This is a genomic window from Stenotrophomonas indicatrix (assembly GCF_002750975.1).
In the GTDB taxonomy this organism is placed as follows: Bacteria; Pseudomonadota; Gammaproteobacteria; order Xanthomonadales; family Xanthomonadaceae; genus Stenotrophomonas; species Stenotrophomonas indicatrix.
Window position 1 is genome coordinate 2,595,387 of record NZ_PEJS01000001.1, and the last position, 23,369, is coordinate 2,618,755.

General features: G+C 67.3%; 21 protein-coding genes and 2 tRNA genes. 19 read left to right on the plus strand and 4 right to left on the minus strand.

All coding sequences use genetic code 11. The annotated features are described in order from the left end of the window. Positions 1 to 80: 80 nt before the first annotated feature. A complete protein-coding gene (locus CR918_RS12055) occupies positions 81 to 887 on the minus strand; it encodes an amidohydrolase (RefSeq protein WP_099843070.1) in 807 nt (268 codons plus the stop codon). Positions 888 to 901: 14 nt separating this feature from the next. Beyond that, positions 902 to 2,050 carry a pyridoxal phosphate-dependent aminotransferase gene (locus CR918_RS12060; RefSeq protein WP_025876480.1) on the minus strand — a complete coding sequence of 383 codons (1,149 nt, stop codon included), beginning with the start codon at positions 2,048 to 2,050 and terminating at the stop codon, positions 902 to 904. Positions 2,051 to 2,193: 143 nt separating this feature from the next. Between CR918_RS12060 and ccmA the strand changes: the two genes are divergently transcribed. The 11 genes from ccmA (at position 2,194) to CR918_RS12115 (ending at position 10,638) form a co-directional block, all read left to right on the plus strand. Next, on the plus strand, positions 2,194 to 2,895 hold the full coding sequence (gene ccmA / locus CR918_RS12065; protein WP_088101762.1) for a heme ABC exporter ATP-binding protein CcmA: 702 nt from the start codon (positions 2,194 to 2,196) through the stop codon (positions 2,893 to 2,895). Beyond that, positions 2,892 to 3,587 (plus strand): heme exporter protein CcmB, encoded by a 696-nt coding sequence (gene ccmB, locus CR918_RS12070; RefSeq protein WP_025876478.1) that lies wholly within the window; start codon positions 2,892 to 2,894, stop codon positions 3,585 to 3,587. Before ccmA ends, ccmB begins: the two co-directional genes overlap by 4 nt. A 43-nt stretch (positions 3,588 to 3,630) precedes the next feature. Next, positions 3,631 to 4,395, plus strand: coding sequence for a heme ABC transporter permease CcmC (gene ccmC, locus CR918_RS12075; RefSeq protein WP_025876477.1), 765 nt, complete (start codon positions 3,631 to 3,633; stop codon positions 4,393 to 4,395). Further along, a complete protein-coding gene (gene ccmD, locus CR918_RS12080; protein ID WP_025876476.1) occupies positions 4,392 to 4,577 on the plus strand; it encodes a heme exporter protein CcmD in 186 nt (61 codons plus the stop codon). The genes ccmC and ccmD overlap by 4 nt, the downstream gene beginning before the upstream one ends. Next, positions 4,574 to 5,035, plus strand: a complete 462-nt coding sequence (ccmE, locus tag CR918_RS12085) for a cytochrome c maturation protein CcmE (RefSeq protein ID WP_099784807.1) — start codon at positions 4,574 to 4,576, stop codon at positions 5,033 to 5,035. Before ccmD ends, ccmE begins: the two co-directional genes overlap by 4 nt. Beyond that, positions 5,036 to 6,955 (plus strand): heme lyase CcmF/NrfE family subunit, encoded by a 1,920-nt coding sequence (locus CR918_RS12090; RefSeq protein ID WP_099843072.1) that lies wholly within the window; start codon positions 5,036 to 5,038, stop codon positions 6,953 to 6,955. 9 nt (positions 6,956 to 6,964) lie between these two features. Beyond that, positions 6,965 to 7,582 (plus strand): DsbE family thiol:disulfide interchange protein, encoded by a 618-nt coding sequence (locus CR918_RS12095; RefSeq protein ID WP_025876469.1) that lies wholly within the window; start codon positions 6,965 to 6,967, stop codon positions 7,580 to 7,582. 4 nt (positions 7,583 to 7,586) lie between these two features. Then, a complete protein-coding gene (locus CR918_RS12100; RefSeq protein WP_025876467.1) occupies positions 7,587 to 8,045 on the plus strand; it encodes a cytochrome c-type biogenesis protein in 459 nt (152 codons plus the stop codon). After that, positions 8,039 to 9,028 (plus strand): tetratricopeptide repeat protein, encoded by a 990-nt coding sequence (locus CR918_RS12105; RefSeq protein ID WP_099843075.1) that lies wholly within the window; start codon positions 8,039 to 8,041, stop codon positions 9,026 to 9,028. Before CR918_RS12100 ends, CR918_RS12105 begins: the two co-directional genes overlap by 7 nt. Positions 9,029 to 9,181: 153 nt before the next feature. Continuing rightward, positions 9,182 to 10,294, plus strand: coding sequence for a homoserine O-acetyltransferase MetX (gene metX / locus CR918_RS12110; protein WP_099843077.1), 1,113 nt, complete (start codon positions 9,182 to 9,184; stop codon positions 10,292 to 10,294). Then, positions 10,294 to 10,638 (plus strand): DUF1294 domain-containing protein, encoded by a 345-nt coding sequence (locus CR918_RS12115; RefSeq protein WP_099843078.1) that lies wholly within the window; start codon positions 10,294 to 10,296, stop codon positions 10,636 to 10,638. The genes metX and CR918_RS12115 overlap by 1 nt, the downstream gene beginning before the upstream one ends. A gap of 50 nt (positions 10,639 to 10,688) precedes the next feature. Here CR918_RS12115 and cydC read toward each other — a convergent pair whose 3' ends face one another. Both cydC and cydD read right to left on the minus strand, forming a co-directional pair. Continuing rightward, positions 10,689 to 12,368 (minus strand): thiol reductant ABC exporter subunit CydC, encoded by a 1,680-nt coding sequence (gene cydC / locus CR918_RS12120; protein ID WP_099843080.1) that lies wholly within the window; start codon positions 12,366 to 12,368, stop codon positions 10,689 to 10,691. Next, positions 12,365 to 14,110 carry a thiol reductant ABC exporter subunit CydD gene (gene cydD, locus CR918_RS12125; protein WP_099843082.1) on the minus strand — a complete coding sequence of 582 codons (1,746 nt, stop codon included), beginning with the start codon at positions 14,108 to 14,110 and terminating at the stop codon, positions 12,365 to 12,367. The genes cydC and cydD overlap by 4 nt, the downstream gene beginning before the upstream one ends. 228 nt (positions 14,111 to 14,338) lie before the next feature. Here cydD and CR918_RS12130 point away from each other — a divergent pair, with 228 nt between their 5' ends. From CR918_RS12130 to pgaB, 8 genes are all read left to right on the plus strand, one after another. Then, entirely contained in the window at positions 14,339 to 15,922 is a 1,584-nt protein-coding gene (locus tag CR918_RS12130; protein ID WP_032978752.1) for a cytochrome ubiquinol oxidase subunit I, read from the plus strand. A 15-nt stretch (positions 15,923 to 15,937) separates the two neighbouring features. Continuing rightward, positions 15,938 to 17,092: a cytochrome d ubiquinol oxidase subunit II gene (gene cydB / locus CR918_RS12135; protein ID WP_025876453.1), complete on the plus strand. Its 1,155-nt coding sequence runs from the start codon at positions 15,938 to 15,940 to the stop codon at positions 17,090 to 17,092. Between the two features lie 54 nt (positions 17,093 to 17,146). Then, positions 17,147 to 17,260 (plus strand): cytochrome bd-I oxidase subunit CydX, encoded by a 114-nt coding sequence (cydX, locus tag CR918_RS12140; protein WP_025876452.1) that lies wholly within the window; start codon positions 17,147 to 17,149, stop codon positions 17,258 to 17,260. Between the two features lie 56 nt (positions 17,261 to 17,316). Next, positions 17,317 to 17,393, plus strand: a tRNA-Pro gene (locus tag CR918_RS12145). A gap of 138 nt (positions 17,394 to 17,531) precedes the next feature. Further along, positions 17,532 to 17,608 (plus strand) — tRNA-Pro (locus CR918_RS12150). A 227-nt stretch (positions 17,609 to 17,835) separates the two neighbouring features. Then, positions 17,836 to 19,041 (plus strand): CynX/NimT family MFS transporter, encoded by a 1,206-nt coding sequence (locus tag CR918_RS12155; RefSeq protein WP_025876450.1) that lies wholly within the window; start codon positions 17,836 to 17,838, stop codon positions 19,039 to 19,041. 375 nt (positions 19,042 to 19,416) lie between these two features. Next, complete coding sequence (pgaA, locus tag CR918_RS12160; RefSeq protein ID WP_099843084.1) at positions 19,417 to 21,456, plus strand: poly-beta-1,6 N-acetyl-D-glucosamine export porin PgaA; 2,040 nt, start codon at positions 19,417 to 19,419, stop codon at positions 21,454 to 21,456. 1 nt (position 21,457) lies between these two features. Next, positions 21,458 to 23,365, plus strand: a complete 1,908-nt coding sequence (gene pgaB, locus CR918_RS12165; RefSeq protein ID WP_099843086.1) for a poly-beta-1,6-N-acetyl-D-glucosamine N-deacetylase PgaB — start codon at positions 21,458 to 21,460, stop codon at positions 23,363 to 23,365. Positions 23,366 to 23,369: the final 4 nt, after the last annotated feature.

Genomic DNA, 23,369 nt, shown 5'->3' on the forward strand with positions numbered 1-23,369 from the left:
ATGTGGGCGAATCTAGCAGCGCGCGCGTGCACGTTGGATGCAGGCGCGCGCGGTGGGGCGGGAAGCGTTCAGCCGCCGTATCAGGCCTGCACATCCAGATGGAAGGCATCGGCATCGAGCATGGCCGGGAAGCGTGCACGATGCGAGGCCAGTGCTTCGGCGGAGATGGTGGTGGTCACCACCTGCTCGCGCTCGCGGATCTCCACCTGCGGCTGGCCGAGGAAGTCGATGACCGCGCTGTCGCCAGCGTAATGCAGCTGGTTGCCATCCACGCCTACGCGGTTGACCGCAGCGACGAAACACAGGTTCTCGATCGCCCGCGCGCGCAGCAGGGTCTTCCACGCATAGGCGCGCGCAGAAGGCCAGTTGGCGACGAAGATCTGCAGGTCGAAGTCCAGCTGGCCGGCACGCTCGACGTTGTAGCGGTTACGGCAGAACACCGGGAAACGCAGGTCGTAGCAGACCTGCGGATTGATCCGCCAGCCCTTCCATTCCACGCACAACCGGTCGCGGCCGGCGGCATAGCGCTCGTGCTCGCCGCCGTAACGGAACAGGTGGCGCTTGTCGTAGTACTGCAGGCCACCATCGGGGGTGGCGAACAGCAGGCGGTTGTAAACGCCCTCGCCATCGCGCAGCTGTACGCTGCCGATCACTGCCGCATTCAAGGCTTTGGCCTGCGCGCGCACCCACGCCACGGTCGGGCCGTCCATGCCTTCGGCCTGTGCGATGGCTTCGTTTGAAAAGCCACTGGTGAAGGTTTCCGGCAGGATCACCAGATCGGTGGTGCCGGCCAGCGGCGCCAGCAGCGCACCGTAGTAAGCGCGATTGCCGGCCGGGTCGTGCCAGCGGGTGTCGCCCTGGACGAGGGAAATGCGCAGGTCCTGCATGCTGTCTCCTCCGCTCACAGCAGGCGCAGGCGTTCGATCGCCGCGTCCAGGGTGGCCTCGTTCTTGGCGAAGCACAGCCGCACCAGGCGCTGGCCGACCGGCGCGGTTTCGTAGAACGGCGACAGCGGAATGGCGGTGACGCCCTTCTCGATGGTCAGCCACTTCACGAACTCATGGTCCGGCAGGTCACTGATGGCCGAATAGTCGACCAGCTGGAAGTAGCCGCCCGGCACCGGCAGCGCCTTCAGGCGGGTACCGGCCAGCTGCTCGCGGAAACGGTCGCGCTTGGCTTCATAGAACGCGCCCAGTTCCAGATGATGCTGCGGCTCGTCGCGGATCATCGCAGCGAAACCGTACTGCGCCGGGCCGAAGCTGGTGAAGGTGTTGTACTGGTGCACCTTGCGGAACTCGGCGGTCATCGCCGCCGGCGCCACCGCATAGCCGATCTTCCAGCCGGTGCAGTGATAGGTCTTGCCGAAGCTGGAGATGACGAAGGTGCGCTCGCGCAGTTCCGGGTAGCGCAGCGCCGATTCGTGGCGACGGCCGTCGTAGATGATGTGCTCGTACACCTCATCGGAAATCAGGTAGATCTGCGTGCCGCGCAGCACATCGGCCAGCGCCTGCATGTCGGCCTCGTCCAGCATCGCGCCGGACGGGTTGTGCGGGGTGTTGACCATCAGCAGGCGGGTGCGCGGGGTGATCGCCGCGCGCACGCGGTCCCAGTCCACCGCGAAGGTCTGCGGGTCCAGCGGCACGTGCACGGCGGTGGCGCCGGCCAGTTCGATCGCCGGCTCATAGCAGTCGTAGGCCGGGTCGAGCACGATCACTTCCTCGCCGGCACGCACCACGGCGTGGATGGCGTTGAAGATCGCCTCGGTGGCGCCGCTGGTGACGGTGATCTCGGTGTCCGGATCGATCGTCGCGCCGTACAGGTCCAGCGACTTCTGCGCGATGGCCTGGCGCAGCGGTGCCACGCCGGTCATCGGCGGGTACTGGTTCAGGCCCGCGGCCATCGCCTTGCTGGTCTCGTCGATCAGGCGCTGCGGCGCGGAGAAATCCGGGAACCCCTGGCCGAGGTTGACCGCGCCGTGTTCGGCGGCGAGCTGGGACATCACGGTGAAGATCGTGGTACCGACCTTGGGCAGCTTGGTGTTCGGTTGCATCGGCCTGGGCTGTGGGGAAACAAGGGCTGGAAGTGTACGAAATCCCGACCCGGCCTGCGGCGCCGACGGTAGCGCCGGGTCATACCCGGCGGCTCTTTGCACATGCCGCACCGATGGCAAGCCGCGCTGCGCGCTCGCCGGGCATGGCCCGGCGCTACCGGGTCACATTCACCGCTACAATTGCTGCCGCACTCCCGCATGAAGACCCCTGCGCCTTGAACACCCCTGCATTGCTGGCCGCCAGCGGCCTGAGCTTCTCCCGCAATGACGAGCCGGTGTTCGGCCCGCTGGACTTCCACGTGGATGCCGGCGAGGCGCTGCTGGTGCAGGGCGGCAACGGTGCCGGCAAGACCACCCTGCTGCGCGTGCTGTCGGGCCTGGCGCGCCCGGGCGCGGGCCAGGTGCTGATCGACGGCAGGCCGGCCAGCAATGCCGAGCGTGCGCGCTATGTCGCCTACCTCAGCCACCTGCCGGCGCTGAAGCCGGACCTGGACACGCTGGAGAACCTGCATTTCCTCTGCGGCCTGCACGGCCGCCGCGCACGGCAGATGCCGGGCAATGCGCTGGCCATCGTCGGCCTGGCCGGCTACGAGGACACCCTGGTGCGGCACCTGTCGGCCGGACAGAAGCGGCGGCTTGCGCTGGCCCGCATCTGGTTGTCGCCGGCACCGCTGTGGCTGCTCGACGAACCCTATGCCAACCTCGACCTGGAAGGCATCAACCTGGTCAACCGGATGATTTCCGCACACCTGCGCAGTGGCGGCGCCGCCCTGGTCACCACGCATGGCGCCTATGCCGCCCCGCCGGTACGCACCCGCCAGCTCGATCTGGGGGGTGAAGCATGATCGCGCCAGGCACCGAACCGGGCCTGTGGCAGACCGCCCGCGCGCTGATTGCGCGCGACCTGCGCCTGCTCTGGCGGCGTCGCGGCGATGCCCTGCAGCCGGTGCTGTTCGCCCTGCTGGTGGTAGTGCTGTTCGCACTGGCCCAGGGCCGGGACCCGCAGCCGCTGGCCGCCACCGCCGGTGCGGTGCTGTGGTTGGCGGTACTGCTGGCCGGGCAGCTGGCGCTGGATTCGCTGTTCCGCTCCGACGCCGAAGACGGTTCGCTTGAACAATGGCTGCTGGCGCCGGTGCCACTGGCGTGGCTGGTGCTGGTGCGGGTGCTGCTGCATTGGGCGACCACCGCCCTGCCACTGATCCTGCTGAGCCCGTTGCTGGCGGAAATGCTGCATCTGCCGCATGACCAGCTGCCGATGTTGCTGGCATCGTTGCTGCTGGGAACACCGTTGTTGAGCCTGATCGGTGGCGTGGTCGCTGCACTGACCGTCGGCATCCGGCGCTCTGGTATTCTCGTGGCGTTGCTGTCGTTGCCGTTGTACGTTCCGGTGCTTGTCTTCGGTGCCGGCAGCCTGGCGGCAGCCAGCCGCGGGCAGGATCCGGTCGGTGCGCTGCTGATGCTGGGCGCTGGACTGGTGATCGCCCTGGTGCTGGCACCGCTGGCCACCGCTGCTGCGATCCGTATTTCTCTGAGTTGACCGAGCTGAGAGCCAATCCACCCCTGCTGGATAGCCGCCACGCATGAATCCGATCGTCCGCTGGTTCCATCAACTCGGTTCGCCCCCGACCTTCGATCGTTTCGCCGCACGCTGGTCCCGCGTGTTCTACGCCGCGGCGGTTCCGGTGCTGCTGATCGGCCTGTGGCAGGGCCTGTTCGTGGCACCGCCGGAACAGAACCAGCACGACGCCTTCCGCATCATCTACATCCATGTACCCAGTGCGTGGATGAGCCTGTTCGTGTTTGCGCTGATGGCCGCCTACGCCGCCATCGCGCTGATCTGGCGCATCAAGATCTGCGAGATCCTGGCGATGGCCTGTGCGCCGATGGGCGCTGGCTTCACCCTGATCACCCTGCTGACCGGCAGCATCTGGGGCAAGGGCACCTGGGGCACCTGGTGGGACTGGGACCCGCGCATGACCAGCGAGCTGATCCTGCTGTTCCTGTACCTGGGCGTGATCGGCCTGTACCACGCCATCGAAGACCGCCGCAGTGCCGCACGCGCGGCCGGCCTGCTGGCCATCGTCGGCGTGGGCCTGCTGCCGATCATCCGCTACTCGGTGGACTGGTGGGGCGCGCTGCACCAGCGCCAGTCGATCAACGTGTTCGGCGAGAACGCCGTGCGGCCGGAACTGATCGCCCCGCTGTGGTGGATGGTGGTCGCCACCAAGCTGTGGTTCGTCGGCTCGCTGCTGGCCAAGGCGCGTGCCGACAACATCGCGCGCGAGGCCGGCAAGGCCTGGATCGGCGAGCGCTTCGGCACCGCGGATGGGGAGGCACGGCGATGACCCACCTGCCCTACCTCATCGCCGCCTTCGCGGTGTTCCTGCTGGTGCTGGCCTGCGATGCGCTGGGCTCGTGGCTGCGCCTGCGCAGCGCCCGACAGCTGGCGCAACGCCGCCAGCAGCGGCTGCAGGCGCGTGGCAACGCGTCGGCACCGGCGCCGCTTGCCACCGAGCTCAGCCGATGACGCCGGTACAGCGACGCCGCATGATCTGGGTGCTCCTGCTGTTGCTGGCCTCCGGGCTGGCCACCACGCTGGTGGCCTTCGCCCTGCAGCGCAACATCGCCTACCTGTACACGCCTTCGGAAGTGCTGCGCGGGGACGTGGATGCGCAGTCCCGCTTCCGCCTGGGCGGCATGGTGGTGAAGGGGTCCTTCGATCGACCCAGCGGCTCGCTGCAGGCCCACTTCGTGGTCACCGACGGCGATGCGACGCTCCCGGTCAGTACCGACCGCATCCTGCCGGACATGTTCCGCGAGGGGACCGCCGTGGTCGCCAGCGGTCGCCTGCAGGACGGTACCTTCGTCGCCGACGAGGTGCTGGCCAAGCACGATGAGAACTACGTGCCCAAGGAAGTGGCCGACAAGATGGGCGATGCGCATCGCAAGCACGATGTGCCGGTCACGGCGCCCGAGGTGCGCTGAGTGCTTCCCGAATTCGGTCAGATCCTCCTGCTGTGCGCGCTGCTGGCCTCGCTGCTGCAGGCGGTGCTGCCGCTGGTGGGCGCGCAGCGCGGCAATGACGCATGGATGGCCGTTGCCCGCCCGGCGGCCTTTGCCCAGCTGGTGCTGCTGGCCGGCGCCTTCGCCGTACTGACGGCGGCCTTCGTGCAACAGGATTTCTCGGTGCGCTACGTCGCCGAGAATTCCAATTCGCTGCTGCCGTTGATCTACCGCTATTCGGCGGTGTGGGGGGCGCACGAAGGCTCGCTGCTGATGTGGGCGCTGGTGCTGGCGCTGTGGACCGGTGCAGTGGCGCTGTTTTCGCGCCACCTGCCGGCACCGGTACAGGCGCGCGTGCTGGCGGTGATGGGCGTGGTCAGCGTCGGCTTCCTCGCCTTCCTGATCTTCACCTCCAATCCGTTCCTGCGCTTGAACCCGGCGCCACTGGAAGGCCGTGACCTCAACCCGTTGCTGCAGGATCCGGGGCTGATCATCCATCCGCCGATGCTGTACCTGGGCTACGTCGGCTTCGCGGTGCCGTTCGCCTTCGCCGTGGCGGCACTGCTGGAAGGCCGCGTCGATGCACGCTGGCAACGCTGGACGCGGCCCTGGACCAATGTAGCCTGGGGCTTCCTCACGCTGGGCATCGCACTGGGCAGCTGGTGGGCGTACTACGAGCTGGGCTGGGGCGGCTGGTGGTTCTGGGACCCGGTCGAGAACGCAAGCTTCATGCCCTGGCTGGTCGGCGCGGCGCTGATCCATTCGCAGGCGGTCACCGAAAAGCGTGGCACCTTCGGCAGCTGGACGCTGCTACTGGCCATCGCGGCGTTCGCGCTGTCGCTGCTGGGCACCTTCCTGGTCCGCTCCGGCGTGCTGACCAGCGTGCATTCGTTCGCGGCCGATCCCTCGCGTGGGCTGTTCATCCTGATCTTCCTGTCGGTGCTGGTGGGGGGCAGCCTGCTGCTGTATGCGCTGCGTGCGCCACGGCTGGCCGTGGATGCCGGTGATCCGCGCCGTGGCTTCACCGCGACCTCGCGGGAAACCCTGCTGCTGGCCAACAACCTGCTGCTGGCCAGCGCCTGCGCGATGGTCCTGCTCGGCACCCTCTACCCACTGCTGGCCGATGCGCTGTCGCTGGGCAAGATCTCGGTGGGCCCACCGTACTTCGGCAGCCTGTTCCTGCTGCTGATGGCACCGATGGTGATGCTGCTGCCGTTCGGTCCGCTGGTGAAGTGGCAGCGCGACCAACCCTCGCGCGCACTGGCATTGCTGTTGCCATGGGCGGGGCTGGCTGTGCTGCTTGGCGCCTGGGCCTGGTGGCAGGCGCCGCAGAATGGCTGGAAGGCCGGCATCGGCGTTGCGGCTGCGGCCTGGGTTGGGCTGGGCACCGCCCGGTTCGTCTGGCAGCGCCTGCGTGGCAATGGCCGCTTCACTGCCGAAATGCTTGGCATGATCGTCGCCCATGCCGGTGTCGCGGTATTCCTGGCCGGCGCGCTGCTGGTGGAAGCATTGAACGTGCAGCGCGAAGTGGCGCTGTCGCCGGGCCAGCAGGTGGTGGTCGCCGGGCACGAAGTGCGCTTCGAGGGCGTGGACCACCGCGAAGGCCCCAATTTCATCGCTGATCGCGGCCATCTGCGGGTGCTGCGCGACGGTCGCGAGCTGGCCCTGCTGCATCCAGAGAAGCGCCAGTACGCCAGCGGCGGCCAGGTGATGACCGAAGCAGGCATCGATGCACGACTCAGCGGTGATGTCTACGTGGCATTGGGCGAGCCGCTGGGCAACAATGCATGGGCGGTACGGGTGCACATCAAGCCCTTCGTGCGCTGGATCTGGCTGGGCGCGCTGTTGATGGCCCTGGGCGGATTCATCACCGCTGCCGATCGCCGCTTTCGTCGTCCGTAGGAGTCCCCCATGTCCGAGTCACCCGCCCCACGCCCTTCCCGTCCGCTGCCGCCGGTAGCCATCGTGATCGGCGTCCTGTTCTTCTTCGGCCTGCTTGGCCTGATGATCTACGGGGTGATGAAATCGGGCGATCCGCAGCGCGACGTGCTGCCCTCGGCATTGATCGACAAGCCGGCGCCGGCGTTTGCGCTGCCGGTGCTGCATGACCCGCAGATGATCGTGCGCAGCGAGGAGCTGCGTGGCGCGCCGTACCTGCTCAACGTCTGGGGCAGCTGGTGCGCGGCCTGCCGTGAAGAACATCCGGTGCTGACCCGCTTCGCCGAGAGCAAGCGCGTACGCGTGATCGGCTACAACTGGAAGGATGAACCGACCGACGCGCTGCACTGGCTGGAACAGCTGGGCAACCCGTTCATGGTCGTGCTGAGCGACATCGAAGGCCGCACCGCCATCGACTGGGGTGTGACGGCAGCACCGGAGACCTTCCTGGTCGACGGCAGTGGCATCGTGCGCTGGAAGTACAGCGGCGCGATGACCCAGCAGGTGGTCGATGAGAAGTTGATTCCGGCGCTGGAAAAGCTTGAAAAGGCCCAGGGCGATGCTGGCAATACCCTGCACGCCTCGCCGTAAGCGCATGCGCTGGCTGCTGCCGCTGCTGCTGGCGATGACCCTGGCGCTGCCAAACTCCGGCCTCGCCCAACAACCGGTGCATGATGCGCGGCCGCTGATGTTCCGCGATGCAGCCGAGGAGACGCGCTTCCACGACCTGGCTGCGCAGTTGCGCTGCGTGCAGTGCCAGAACCAGTCACTGGCCGATTCCAACGCGCAGATCGCGCAGGACCTGCGCCGTGAAGTGCTGCAGTTGATGCAGCAGGGCCTCGACGATGCGGCCATCAAGCAGTTCCTGGTCGCCCGCTATGGCGAGTTCGTGCTCTATCAACCGCCACTGCAACCGGGCACCTGGCTGCTGTGGGGCGGCCCGCTGCTGGTACTGGGTGGCGGCGCGCTGGTGGTGATGGGCATCGTCCGTCGCCGTAGTCGGCAGATGGATGCATCCGCTGCAGCGGACCCAACCGAGGGAGAGGACTGGTGACGCACTGGTTGCCGATGGTCGCCGCAGTGGCCGCTGCGCTGTTGGCGGCCGTGGTGCTGTGGCCGCTGCGCCAGCATGGCCGTCGCAGCTTCGTGCTGGGGGTGGTGGCACTGGGCGTGGCCGGTGCCTGCCTGTATCTGCTGGTCGGCAATCCCCGCGCCGCACAGGTGCAGCCTGCGCCTTCGGTCGCCACGTTGCGTGATGGTGTAGAGGCGCTGCAGCAGGCGCTGCAGCGTGACCCGCAACGCGCCGATGGCTGGGCGCTGCTGGGTCGTTCGCAGGCCGAGCTTGGCAATGCCGCCGCCGCGGCCGACGCCTTCAACCGCGCCGCAGCACTGGCACCGGACGAACCAGGCGTGCTGGTCGAGGCCGCGCAGGCACGCGCCCAGGCCGATCCTGGCAAGCAGTTCGATGACACCGCGCTGGCATGGCTGCAGCGCGCACGTACCTTGTCGCCCGACGCCGAACGCGCAAGCTGGCTGCTTGGCATTGCCCTGCGCCAGCGGGGCCGCAATGCCGAGGCCGCCGAACTCTGGAGCACGCTGCTGCCACGCCTGGAGCCGGGTGCCGCACAGGCGCTGCAGGCGCAGATCGCCATCGCCCGCGAGGCTGCCGGCCAGCCGTCGCACGCACCGGCCGCCGCCCCCGCGCTGCTGCAGGTACGTGTGCAGCTGCCCGCATCGTTGAAAGCGGGTGACTGGCCTGCCAGCACCCAGGTCTTCGTGCTGGCGCGCGCGGTGGGCGGCCCGCCGATGCCGGTGGCTGCACGCAAGCTGCCGCTGGCCGGCTTCCCTGCAACGGTCGGCCTCGGCGACGGCGACAGCCCGATGCCGACGGCACCGTTGTCGGCACATCGCGAAGTGGAAGTACTGGCGCGCATTTCGCGCAGCGGCAGCGCCAACCGCAGCGAAGACGACCTGCAGACCGCCCCGGTCAAGGTCAGCCTGCCGCATGACGGTGTGGTTGAGCTGCAGTTCCCGTAACGTACACGCACCGCTGCGCTCGCCGGGCATGGCCCGGCGCTACCCACGCGCACCACCGGTAGCGCCGGGCCATGCCCGGCGGATTCACGCTCAGCCCGTTGACGGAAACCAGCGTGTCGTCAGCTGCACACGCCGCCCCGCTAGAATGCCCACATGACCGAATTCATTCCGCCTGGCACCCGCTTCCATGCCCTGCCCTCGCCGTTCCCATGCAAACGCGGCGGCGCGCTGCATGGCGCCCGTGTGGCGTATGAGACCTGGGGTGCGCTGGACGCAGACGCCAGCAACGCGATCCTGATCGTCACCGGCCTGTCGCCGGATGCGCATGCCGCGGCCAACGAAGCCAACCCTGCGCCAGGCTGGTGGGAGGCCATGCTCGGCCCCGGCAAACCGATCGATACCGACCGCTGGTTCGTGGTCTGCGTGAATTCGCTGGGCAGCTGCAAGGGGTCCACCGGCCCGGCCTCGATCAATCCGGCCACCGGCGAGCTGTATCGCCTGGATTTTCCGGAACTGTCGATCGAAGACGGCGCACGCGCAGCAATCGACGTGGTGCGCGCACTGGGCATCGAGCAGCTCGCCTGCGTGATCGGCAATTCGATGGGCGGGATGACGGCGCTGGCGGTGTTGCTGCTGCACCCGGGCATCGCCCGCAGCCATATCAACATTTCCGGCAGCGCGCAGGCCCTGCCTTTCTCGATCGCCATCCGTTCGCTGCAGCGCGAAGCGATCCGCCTGGACCCGCGCTGGAACGGTGGCCACTACGACAATGAGGCATACCCGGAATCGGGCATGCGCATGGCACGCAAGCTGGGCGTGATCACCTACCGCTCGGCGCTGGAATGGGATGGCCGCTTCGGTCGCGTGCGGCTGGATTCAGACCAGACCGACGATGATCCATTCGGCCTGGAATTCCAGGTCGAGAGCTATCTGGAAGGCCATGCACGCCGGTTCGTGCGCTTCTTCGATCCGAACTGCTATCTGTACCTGAGCCGCTCGATGGACTGGTTCGATCTGGCCGAGTATGGCGATGGTGATGTGCTGGCCGGACTGGCCAGCATCCGCGTCGGCAAGGCACTGGCGATCGGCGCCAACACCGACATCCTGTTCCCTGTACAGCAGCAGCAACAGGTCGCCGATGGCCTGCGCGCTGGTGGCGCGGACGCGCGTTTCATCGGCCTGGAATCGCCCCAGGGTCATGACGCGTTCCTGGTCGACTTCGAACGTTTCGGCCCGGCCGTGCGCGGCTTCCTCGACGAACTGTAGTGGCGTGGCGGCGCAACCTCGCACTGGCCGCGCTCGGTTCGTTGATCGGCTTGACCGCAACCGGCGTGTTTCCGCTCTGGCTGGGCGCATGGTGCGTGCTGGTCAGTGCGGTGTCGTTCGGCCTGTATGGGCACGACAAGCGCGCCGCGCAGCGAAAACAGCAGAGGACGCCCGAACGCACGCTGCAGCTGCTGGCCTTTGCCGGCGGCTGGCCCGGCGCGCTGCTCGGCCAGGCGCTGTTCCGCCATAAACATCGCAAGGCGCCGTTCCAGGGGGTGTTCTGGTTATGCGTGCTGGCCAACGTGGCCTCGATCGCGGTGATGCTGCGCGCGTTTTCGCGGTAGCTGCCCTGTAGATCCACGCCACGCGTGTAGATGCCGACCAAGGTCGGCATCTACCGAAGCGGTTCGCGGACCAGCACCCCGTCCACCAACCGGTACTGCACATCCACCACACCCGCGGGCAGGTCATCGTGGGTGATCATCAGCAGGCTGCGCCCTTCCAGCAGTGCTGGCAGGTCCTGCAGCAGCGCGCGCGCGGTATCCACGTCCAGGCCTTCGGTGGGCTCATCCACCAGCAGGATCGGCGCATTGCGCAGCAGCGCGCGGGCCAGCGCCAGGCGACGTGCCTGGCCGGCCGACATCGTTGCGCCGTTCTCGCCCACCCACGCCTGCAGGCCGCCGTTGCGCTCGGCCCATTCACCCAGCCGTACCCGTTGCAGCACCGCCCACAACGCTTCGTCGCTGGCCTCGGGATCGCCCAGCCGCAGGTTCGCGGCCACGCTGCCGGCAAACACCGGCGCGTTCTGCGGCAGCCACGCCAGGTGCCGGTGCCAGTCGGCCTGGGCGACATCGCGCAGGTCCTGGCCACCGTAGGTCAGCCGCCCTTGCTGCGGATCCCACAGACGCAGCAGCAGGCTCGACAAGGTGGTCTTGCCGCTGCCGCTGTCGCCACGGATGGCGATGCGCTCGCCCGGTGCCAGCGTCAGCTGCAGGCCACGCAGCACCGGCCGTGCGACGCCCGGCCACTGGAAGTGCACATCGTCCCAATGCACGGTCGCCGCCGGCGCCAGCGGCTGCGGCGACACCGGCTCCTGCACCGAAGGTGCCTGCTCGACGATGCCCTGCAGGCGCGCGGCCGCAATGCGGCCCGATTGCAGCGACTGCCAGGCCAGGCCCATGCCCGCCCACAGTTCGATCATCGCCACGGTCAGGAACACCAGCCCGGCGGCCATTTCCGGCGCGATGCGCTGTTGTTCGGCCGCATGCAGCGCCAGTGCCAGCATCGCCACCAGGCCGAGCCCGGCCAGCACACCATGCAGCGTTGATGCAGCGATCAGCCGCAGGCGTCGACGACGATCGCGCGAGGCCACCTGCTTGGCCGCCACCCGCACCTTCAACTGCCAGGCATTGCCAGCGTTGAGCGCGGCCAGATCAGCCGCCCCCTCCAGCCCCTCGAATGCCGCCGTGCGCAACGCTGCGCGATGTGCGGCGCGGTCGGCCTCTTCGCTGTCATGGCCCCTCACGCCCAGCCACGGCACGCCAATGCCGATCAGCAACGCCAGTACCGCCAGCAGCACCGCTGCCGATGGCAGGATCAACGCTGCCGAGCCCACGCCCACCAACGTCAACGCGCCCAGCGCCAGCAACGGGCCGATGGCACGCACCAGCAGGCCATCGATTTCGCCGATGTCACCCAGCAGCCGCGCCAGCAGATCGCCGGTGCGGGTTGCACCCAGCCGTGCCGGGGCCAGTGGCAGCGCGCGGCGGAAGAACCATACGCGCAGGTCGCGGGCGATGCGCAGGGTGGCGTCATGCCCCACCAGCTTTTCGAAGTAGCGCGATGCGATGCGCGCCATGGTCAGGCCGCGGATGCCGGCCGACGGAGTGAAGAAATTGAAGCCCTGGCCAAGGCCCGCTGCACCGGCCAGCGCTGCAGCAGTGAGGAAGCCACCAGACAGGCCCAGCAGGGCGGTGCCGGCCAGCATCGTGGTCCACAGCAGCAGCACTGCCAGCAGCAGGCGCGGGCGATGACGCAGGAATACCGTGCGCAGCGAATCGGCAGAGCGGCTCATGCGCGTACCGCCTGCGCCGGCTCAACCAGGCGCCCTTCGGGCAACAGCAGGCAGCGGTCGGCCCAGGCGATCACCGCCGGGCTGTGGGTGGCCACCACCACGCTGCGTCCGCGCGCATAGGCGGCCAGGCTGCGCAGCAGCGCTGCTTCGGTTTCGGCATCGAGAAACGCGGTCGGCTCGTCCAGCAGCAGCACCTGCGGATCGCGCAGCAGCAGGCGCGCCAGGCCGATGCGGCGTGCTTCGCCACCGGACAGGCCAAAGCCGCGCTCGCCGATCAGCGTATCCAGCCCCTGCGGCAGGCGCTGTGCGAACTGCAGCACCTGGGCGGCTTCGGCAACGGCGCGCAGGCGCGCGTCGCTGGCACCGGGATCGGCCAGGCGCAGGTTCTCGGCGATGGTGCCGTGGAACAGATAGGGACGCTGGCTGGCATAGGCCACCTGCAGCCCCGGCCGCAGCTGCACCCGGCCAGCACGCGGCGGCAGCCAACCGGCCAGCGCTTCCAGCAACGTGCTCTTGCCGCTGCCACTGGGGCCGACCAGGGCCAGACGCTGGCCCGGTTCCAGCTGCAGGTCCAGGTTCTGCAGCACATCGTGCGCAGCGCCCAACGGACGCAATACCAGACCGTGCGCCTGCAGTGGCGGCAACGCGGCCTCGGCAGGCTCCGGCGTCAGCGGCACAGTGCCGTCGATTGTGCTGGCCTCCTCTTCCGGCAGCGCCTGCAGCAGGCGCTCCACCTCGGCGGCGGCGGCCAGTGCATTGGCACGGTCGTGATAGTGCGCGGCCAGGCGCCGCAACGGCGCGTAGAACTCCGGTGCCAGCAGCAGGCAGAACAGGCCCGCCCCCAGCGTCGGCACGGTCGCATGCAGCGACATCAGGCCCAGATAGCTCAGGCCCAGATACAACGCGACCATCGCCACGCTGACCGAGGCAAAGAATTCCAGCACGGTGGACGACAGGAAGGCGATGCGCAGCACCTTCATCGTGCGCACGCGCACACCTTCGGCCGCGGCCTCGATGCCGGCCAGTTCGGCTTCCCCACGGCCATACAGGCGCAGCAGGCCCAGGCCCTTGATGCGATCGGCGAAGTGCCCGCTCATCCGCGCCAGCTCGCCCAGCTGCGCGCGCCCGGCGGCTTCGGCGCCCCAGCCCACCAGCATCATGAAAAAAGGCACCAGCGGTGCAGTGAGCAGCAGGATCAGTGCAACCACCCAATCGACCCAGGCCACAGCAGCCAGGATCAACAACGGCACCACCACCACTTCGGTGCGCACCGGCAGGAAACCACTGTAGTAGTTCTCGATCGCATCGCCGTGATGCAGCATCAACTCGCCCAGTTCACCGGTACGGCGCTGCCGCAGCCACAATGGGCCGTGCCCGAGCAGACGCGCGAAGACACGCTCGCGCAGGGACAGGCGTGCGGCATCGGCAACGTCACCGGCCGCAGCCTGGGTGGCACTGCCCAGCAGGGTGCGCACGACAAGGATCACCGCCAACGCGGCCAGCACCGGCAGGCCCTGGGCCAGCGGCACTTGCTCGACCAGCACCTGCTGCACCAGCCAGGCGATGGCGGCAGCTTGAGCGATCAACAGCGCACCGGACACGCTGATGCACAGCGACGCCAGCCGCTGCCGCCCCTTCGCGGCACGGGCCAGATCGGCCAGCCAGGCGGTACGCGCACGCCGCAGGCGGGTCGATTCTTCATCCCGATCAGGGGCGTCAGCGGTCGGTTCGGCAGCGCTCAAGGCTCTTCACAGGCAGCAGGGGGATGGACGGCATTGTAGGCGCAGGCAACAGCCTTCCCCTGCGGCCGGCGGTCGCAGTCTTCATCGGGTTGGCATACGATCCTCCTGAATACCTGTTCATACATTGATCTGGATCAAGGCTGTTTGAAGTAGTCGGTCACATCATTCACCCCGTAGACCACCCTTCCCGCCACCTGCAACGGCACTATCCAACGAGGTAGCCAGGCCATGATTGATCAGACAGTCGTAGAACTGTCGCGGCTGCAATTCGCTCTGACCGCGATGTACCACTTCCTATTCGTACCGCTCACGCTTGGCCTGTCCTTCATGGTGGCCATCATGGAAAGCGTGTACGTCATGACCCGCAAGCAGGTCTGGCGGCAGATGACCCTGTTCTGGGGCACCCTGTTCGGCATCAACTTCGCCATCGGCGTGGCCACCGGCCTGGTGATGGAGTTCCAGTTCGGCATGAACTGGTCGTACTACAGTCACTACGTGGGTGACATCTTCGGGGCGCCGCTGGCCATCGAAGGCCTGATGGCGTTCTTCCTGGAAGCGACCTTCATCGGCCTGTTCTTCTTCGGCTGGAAGCGCCTGAGCCCGGTCAAGCACCTCACCGTGACCTGGCTGATGGCGCTGGGCACCAACCTGTCGGCGGTGTGGATCCTGATCGCCAACGGCTGGATGCAGAACCCGACCGGTGCGGTGTTCAACCCCGAAACCATGCGCATGGAAGTGGTCGACTTCGCCGCGGTGCTGCTGAACCCGGTGGCGCAGGCCAAGTTCGTGCACACCGTCAGTGCCGGTTACGTGACCGGTGCGATCTTCGTGATGTCCATCAGCGCCCTGTACCTGCTGCGCAACAAGCACAGGGACATGGCCCGCCGTTCGTTCGCGGTCGCCGCAGCCTTCGGCCTGCTGTCCTCGCTGTCGGTGGTGGTGCTGGGTGACGAGAGCGGCTATGCCGCCAGCGAGCACCAGAAGATGAAGCTGGCGGCGATCGAAGCGATGTGGGAGACCGAGCGTGCGCCGGCCGACTTCACCGCCTTCGGCATTCCCAACCAGGACACCCACACCAACGACTACGCGATCAAGATCCCGTACCTGATGGGCCTGATCGCCACCCGTTCGCTGGACCAGCCGATTCCGGGCATCCTGGAGCTGGTGGAGCGTGCGGAGCACCGCATCCGCGGTGGCCAGATCGCCTATGGCGCACTGGAACGGGTGAAGAAGGACAAGACCGATCTTGCAGCGCGTGAAATGTTCGATCGCCATTGGCAGGACCTCGGCCATGGCCTGCTGCTGAAGCGTTACCGCGAAGACATCCTCAACGCGACGCCGGAGGAAATCTCCAAGGCGGCGATGGATACCGTGCCGCGCGTGGCGCCGCTGTTCTGGACCTTCCGCATCATGGCCGGGCTGGGCTTCTACCTGATCGCCTTCTTCGCGCTGGCCTTCTATTTCTCGTGCCGCAACAACTTCCAGGACAAGCGCTGGTTCCTGAAGCTGGCGGTGTGGAGCCTGCCGGCGCCGTGGATCGCGATCGAATGCGGTTGGTTCGTGGCCGAGTACGGCCGCCAGCCGTGGGCGGTGGATGGCGTGCTGCCCACGTTCTACGCGGCATCGGGCCTGGCACTGCATGAAATCCTGACCACGCTGGCGGTGTTCACCAGCCTGTACACGGTGCTGCTGATCATCGAAATCAAGCTGATGCTGAAGGCGGTCCGCAAGGGCCCGGACGACATCCTGCCGACGCTGCAGGCCGACATCCGCCCTGTTTCCCCCAATGCCGTTGCCCCCGGCCAGGCCTGAGGCAGGAGAATCCAGATGGAATTCATTGCACTTGATTACACCACGCTCCGCGTGATCTGGTGGCTGCTGCTCGGCATCCTGCTGGTCGGCTGGGCCGTCATGGATGGTTTCGACCTCGGCGTCGGCACGCTGCTGCCGTTCGTGGCAAAGACCGATGAAGAACGCCGGCTGGTGATCAACACCGTCGGCCCGGTCTGGGAAGGCAACCAGGTCTGGTTGGTGCTGGGTGGCGGCGCGATCTTCGCCGCATGGCCGCCGCTGTACGCGGTCAGCTTCTCCGGCTTCTACCTGGCGGTGTTTGCGATGCTGTTCGGGTTGATCCTGCGCCCGGTCGGCTTCAAGTACCGCAGCAAGCTGCCGTCCAAGCGCTGGCGCGACAACTGGGACCGCGTGCTGTTCGTCGGTGGCCTGCTGCCGGGCCTGATTGCCGGCGTCGCGGTGGGCAACGTGCTGCTGGGTGTGCCGTTCCACTTCGATGACACCCTGCGCGTGACCTACACCGGTTCGTTCTTCGGCCTGCTCACGCCGTTCGCGCTCATCGCCGGCCTGATCAGCGTGGCCATGCTGGTGTCGCACGGTGCGGCCATGCTGGTGCTGAAGACCGACGGCCCGGTGGCCGAACGTGCAGCGCGCTATGGCAGCATCGCCGCCATCATCAGCTTCGTGCTGTTCGCCGCTGCCGGCGCCTGGGTGGCCTTCGGCCTGCCGGGCTACCAGATCACTTCGCAGGTGGTGACCGACGGGCCAACCAATCCGCTGCTGAAGACCGCCGAACTGGGGTCCGCCGCAGGTGGCTGGCTGCGCAACTACAGCAGCATGCCGGCAACGCTGGTATTCCCGGTGCTGGGCCTGCTGGGTGCGCTTGCCAGCGCGGTGCTGCTGCGCGCACGTCGTGGCGGCCTGGCCTTCATCGCCTCGGGCGCGTCCATTGCCGGCATCATCCTCACCGTCGGCTTTGCGATCTTCCCGTTCCTGCTGCCGTCCTCCAGCCAGCCCACCTCCAGCCTGACCGTCTGGGACAGTTCGTCCAGCCACCTCACGCTGTGGGTCATGCTGCTGGCCACGGCCATCTTCCTGCCGATCATCCTCGCCTACACCACCTGGGTGTACCGCGTGCTGAAGGGCAAGACGACGGTCGAGGACATGGACGACAACCCCAACGCGTACTGATTGCCCGTGTGCCGGCCCAGGGTCGGCACACCCCTCGCACACAGGAGATTGACCATGTGGTATTTCGCTTGGATTCTCGGCGCCGGCCTGGCTTCGGTCGTGGCCATCCTCAACGGGATGTGGTTCGAAGCGCGCGAAAGCGCCCGCGCCGACAAGGAAGTGCGTTGAAACTGTAAAAAAGGGTTGCCGATACGGCCTTCACACCGTATTCTTGGCGGCTCCTTCGGGGTGTAGCTCAGTCTGGTAGAGCGCTACGTTCGGGACGTAGAGGTCGCAGGTTCGAATCCTGTCTCCCCGACCACTTCGGTGGTCGCATTGAAGCCTGGTGAAGTCTTCCAGGCTTTTTTGTTCCCGCAGGAGTCGCTGCCACGGCAGCGAAGCAGAACGGCCTTCCCCCTTGCCGCCATCGGGGGAAATGGCTAGAATAGGCGGCTCCCTTCGGGGTGTAGCTCAGTCTGGTAGAGCGCTACGTTCGGGACGTAGAGGTCGCAGGTTCGAATCCTGTCTCCCCGACCACTCCGGTGGTCACCAAGAAGCCTGGAAGACATCAGTGTCCTCCGGGTTTTTTTGTACCTGGAATCCGGAACACCCGGCTACGCCGCCATCAGCACATGCCGCCGGGGACCTGACCCGGCCCGGCCACGTACAATGGCCGCCACTCCCCCACCTGCCACACCGGCCGCGCCCGGTGCGGGCGCTGCACGTCATTCTGCATGACGTGCGCCACCTGCAAGGAACACCGCATGACCTCGCCCACCTCCCCTTCGCCACCACTGCTGCACGGGCGCGTGCTGGCGTTCGCCGCGATCCTGCTGGCGGCGGTCAACCTGCGTACCGCCGTCACCTCCATCACCCCGTTGCTGGACGTGCTGGGCCAGCAGTTCGGCTTCGGCACCACCATGACCGGCGTGCTGGGCATGCTGCCGACCGCGTCGTTCGCACTGTTCGGCGTCGCCACCCCGGCGCTGGCACGACGCCTGGGCCTTGAGCGCACCACCCTGCTGGCGATGCTGATGGCTGCCGCCGGCCTGCTGCTGCGCTCCAGCGCCGGCAATGTCGGCACCCTGCTGCTGGGCTCGGTGATCGCACTGGCGGGCATGGGCATCGGCAACGTGGTGGTGCCGCCGCTGGTGAAGCGCTACTTCGCCAACAAGGTCGGCACCATGAGCACGCTGTACATCAGCGTACTGCAGCTGGGCACGATGATGCCGGCGCTGTTGGCGGTGCCGGTGGCCAACGCCGCAGGCTGGCGGGTGTCGCTGGGCATGTGGGCGCTGCTGGCGCTGGCTGCGACCCTGCCATGGATGCTGCTGGCACGCAGTGCGCCCAGGCCGGTGCTGGACAGCAACGACCCCACCGCGCAGCCGCACGGCAAGGTCTGGCGTACGTCGTTGGGCTGGAGCATGACGCTGATGTTCGGCATGACCTCGCTGATGACATATTCGATGTTCACCTGGCTGCCGCGCATCGTGGTCGAAGCCGGCGCCACGCCCGCTTTCGGCGGGGTGATGGTCGCGGTGTTTTCGGCACTGGGCCTGCTGCCATCGCTGGTGATCCCATCGCTGGCGGTGCGCCTGCAGAATCCCTTCCCGCTGGTGCTGATCGGCTTCTCCGCCTTCGTCATCGCCTTCGCCGGCCTGCTGTTCGCCCCGATGAAGGCGCCGTTGCTGTGGGCCTGCCTGCTGGGCGTCGGGCCGTCCACGTTCCCGCTGGCGCTGACCCTGATCAATCTGCGCACGCGCACCCCCACCGGTTCGGCGGCCCTGTCCGGCTTCATGCAGGGCGTGGGCTACAGCTTCAGCTGCCTGGGCCCGTTCCTGGTCGGCTGGCTGCATACCGTCAGCGAGGGCTGGACCCTGCCCTTCGCCTTCCTGTTCGGCTGCGCGCTGCTGATGCTGTGCGCCTCGTGGGTGGCCTGCAAGCCGCGCAAGCTGGAAGATCTGTGGTGACCGGACCGGCGGGCTGACGCCCGCCGCCGTGAAGCTGGACCCACACACCCCACTACCGCGATCTACACACCGCCACCGCAGCGGGTGACGTAGCGTGTCCAAAGCTGACCCGTTTCGTGTCCAGAACCGGCCCTGCCAGCGTGGTACGCCCCCACAGGGCGGCCCCGGGCTGCCCCGCGCCGTTCCACAGTGGACAGCAGAAAAGTGTATGCGCGACAACGCGTTGCGACAGGGCTGGCCGGTCATCCAAGGACTCTCCGTCAACAAGGTACGGATAGGAAGTAGGCGCTTCGGCAAAGCGTCAGCTATAGTTGGCATGTGATGTGCGTCACACTTTTGAGCGCATCGTTCAGCAATGGATGCTTAGGGGGTCTCATGGTTGTTCATCGTCCGCTGGCGCTGTGCGTCGGCCTGGCCTGCGCCACTCTGGCGTGCTGGGCCCACGCGGCCTCGCCGCCCACCGTCATCACGCGCGCCGACCGGCTCGCCGAGATCGGGCACTACCGTGACCAGGCACGCTGGGTCGATGCGCTGGCAGCGATCGAGCGGGCGCAGCTGCGCGAGCCCAACGACGACCTGCTGTACAAGCTGCAGGTCCTGACCCTGGGCGACATCGGCAACGCCCATCGCGCCTGGCGGCTTTACCAGGCCCGGCCCAACCTGTTCGACCAGGACCAGAAAGCGCGGCTGGAGGCCAACTACGTGGCCAAGCTGGTCAACTGGAGCCTGGCCTACGGGGAAAGCGAAGACACCCGGCTTGTCGAGGCCGAGGCTTCGCTGGCGGAAATGGAGCAGTACGTCGAGCGCGATGGCACCGCGCAGGCGCAGGCGCCGCTGCGTATCCGCATGGACCGGCTGATCCTGCTCAACCGCCTGGCCCGCCACGCGCAGGTGCGCGACGAGGCGCGGGCGCTGCAGCGCGAAGGCCATGCCCTGCCCGATTACGTGCTGCCAGCCGTAGGCGACTCGCTGATGGCCACCCAGAACCCGGAGGAGGCCATTCCCTTGCTGGAGGCCGCCGCAAAGAACGATCCCTCACGCTTCGAGACACGCTCGGAGCTGGCCTATGCATATCTGGAAACCGAGCAGGCGGAGAAGGCGGTGGGCTACCTGCAGGCCTGGCAGAAGGACGAACCGGCCTGGCGCTGGGGCGGCGGCAAGACCCCCTTCCAGAACTGGGCGCGTTACGAGGCCGACCTGAACCTGGGGATGGTGCGGGCCTACAGCGGCGACCTGCCCACGGCCCAGCGCGAACTGGAAGCCCTGGTCGAGGTCGGCCCGGGCAATGGCAGCCTGCAGACTTCACTGGGCAGCGTCTACCAGATGCGCGGTTGGCCACGGCGGGCACTTGAGCGCCACCAGATGGCCTATACCCTGGACCCGCGTGACATCGCGCCGCGCCTGGGCATGTACGAATCCTACGTGCAGCTGCAACGCGACGACCTGGCGCGGCCGCTGCATGACGACCTGCTGGCACGCTATCCAAGCCAGCCGGCGGTGCAACGCATGGACCGTGACTGGCGCGCCCATCGCGGCTGGCAGCTGCTGGCCAAGGTCGAGGGTGGCCGCAGTTCCGGCGGTGGCGGCACCTCGCCGCTGGGCAACGACGACCTGCACTACGGCGTGGAAGTGGCCTCGCCGGTTCTCAACGACCGCTGGCGCCTGTTTGCCTTCGCCGACCGCCGTTCGGTCAGCTTCCAGGACCAGGACATCGATCCGCTGTGGATCGGTGCCGGCGTGCGCTACCGCTTCGACCGCCTCGATGCCGAGGCGGCGGTGATGCGCCCCAACGACAGCATCGGCGACACCGGCCTGCGCGGCGGCTTCGGCTGGCAGTTCAATGATCGCTGGCATGCCGGCGTAACCGCTGCCCGCAATGACCCGGAAGCCTCGATGCAGGCACGCGTGGCCGGCATCACCGCTGACAGTGTTGCGGTTGCAGTGGACTACACGCGCAACGAGCGCACCCACTGGAGCTTCGGTGGCAGCCGGTTCCGTTACGACGATGGCAACCGCCGCGATACGCTGAACAGTGCGATCGAACAACGGCTGCTGACCCGCCCGCGCCTGCTGATCGATGGCCTGGGCAGCGTCTACACCAGCCGTGGCAGCCGCGACGATGCGCCCTACTTCAACCCCTCGCGGGATCGCTCGGTGGAAGTGGGCCTGCGCATCGACCAACAGCTGTGGCGCCATTACGAGCGCCACTTCCGCCATCGCCTGACGGTCTCGGTGGGCAACTACTGGCAGGAAGGTTTTGGCAGTTCAATCATTCCGACCGTGGCCTATCGCCACGAATGGCAGTTCGATCAAGGGCGGATCCTCGAGTACGGCGTGAGTTGGTCGCGGCCGGTCTACGACGGCCAACGTGAACGACATATCGGCTTCGATGCCGCGCTGCGCTGGGGAGAATGAGATGGAACGGATGCTTCGTAACCTGACGACCGTACTGCTGCTGGCGCTGCTGGCCCTCGCCCTGCCTGCCGCAGCCCAGCGCGCCAGCTCGGCCGCGGAACTGGACGCGGCCGACAACGGCCTGCTGGTCCTCAGCTACCACGACGTGCGCGATGATGTGCTGGAAAAATCCGACGGCGACGCCTACGCGGTCAGCACGCAGAACTTCGCCGCACACCTGGACTGGCTGTCCGCCCATGGCTATCACCCGGTCTCGCTGTCACAGCTGATCAAGGCCTCGCGCGGTGAGGCAACGCTGCCGCCGCGGCCGGTGCTGCTGACCTTCGACGACGGCCTGCGCAGCGTGTACAGCCGCGTCTATCCGCTGCTGCGCGCGTACAACTATCCGGCGCTGGTGGCGGTGATCACCGACTACGTCGACATGGCACCGGGCCGCACCATCGACTACGGCTACCGTCCCTTCGGCCATGACGACTTCCTGACCTGGGACCAGCTGCGCGAGATGCAGGCCAGCGGCCTGATCGAACTGGCCAGCCATACCGACAACCTGCACCACGGCGTGCAGTCCAACCCACAGGGCAACCAGACCCCGGCGGTGATCACCCGCATCTACGACCCCAAGGCGCAGCGCTATGAAAGCGCGCAGGAGTACGAGAAGCGCCTGCGCGACGATCTCGGCCGCAGCGTGCAGCGCATCGAGAAGGAGCTGGGTGTACGCCCGAAAGCGATCGTCTGGCCGTATGCCGCCTACAACCAGTTGAGCAACGACATCGCCGAGCAGCTGGGCATGCCGGTGTCCTTCGACCTGGAAGGTCGCAGCACGCCGGTGACGGCCGACCTGCATGGCCTGGCACGCCTGCTGGTGACCAGCAATCCGAACATCACCTCGCTGGCTTTCGAGCTGCGCCGCAACGTCAATCTGGACGGCACCCGTGCACTGCAGATCGATATGGACTCGGTCTACGACAGCGACCCTGCACAGCAGGCGCGCAACCTGGATGCGCTGATCGAGCGGGTGAAGCGGATCGGCCCGACCCATGTCTACCTGCAGGCCTTCGCCGATCCGGACGGCAACAACACCGCCGATGCCCTGTACTTCCCGAACCGCCACCTGCCGATGCGCGCGGACCTGTTCAACCGCGTCGCCTGGCAGCTGAAAACCCGTGCCGGGGTGAAGGTGTATGCGTGGTTGCCGGTGCTGGGCTATGAACTGCCCGACGCTGCGCAGCGTGCGGCGCTGGGCATCCAGAGCCCGGAACGCGATGGCATGTACCGCCTGGATTTCACCAGGCCGCAGGCACGGCAGATCATCAAGGACATCTACGAAGACCTGGCGATCAATTCGTATTTCGAAGGCCTGCTGTTCCACGATGACGGCTACGTGCGCGATACCGAACTTGCCCAGCTGCCGCAGGAAGGCAGCGACGGCGGCCGCACCCAGGCGCTGATTGATTTCACCCTGGAACTGCGTGACAGCGCACAACGCTGGCGCCCCAAGCTGGGCACCGTGCGCAACCTGTACGCGCAGCCGGTGCTGGAGCCGCAGAGCGCGGCGTGGTTCGCCCAGCGCCTGGACCTGTTCAACAAGGCCTACGACCGCACCGCGCTGATGGCGATGCCATGGATGGAAGGCAGCCGCCGCCCGCAGCGTTGGCTGGACAAGCTGGTGGTGGCCGTGCGTGCGCACGACCCCGAGCTGAAGCACACGATGTTCGAGCTGCAGACCGTGGACTGGCGCACGCAGCGGCCGATCAGCGGCGAACAGCTGCGCGCGCAGATCCGCCGCCTGCAGGCACAGGGCGTGCGCCATTTCGCGTGGTACCCGGACGATTTCATCGCCGACAAGCCGTCGACCCAGGATGCACGCGCGGCGATGTCCGCGCGCAACTTCCCGTACCCGGAGAAGTGACGTG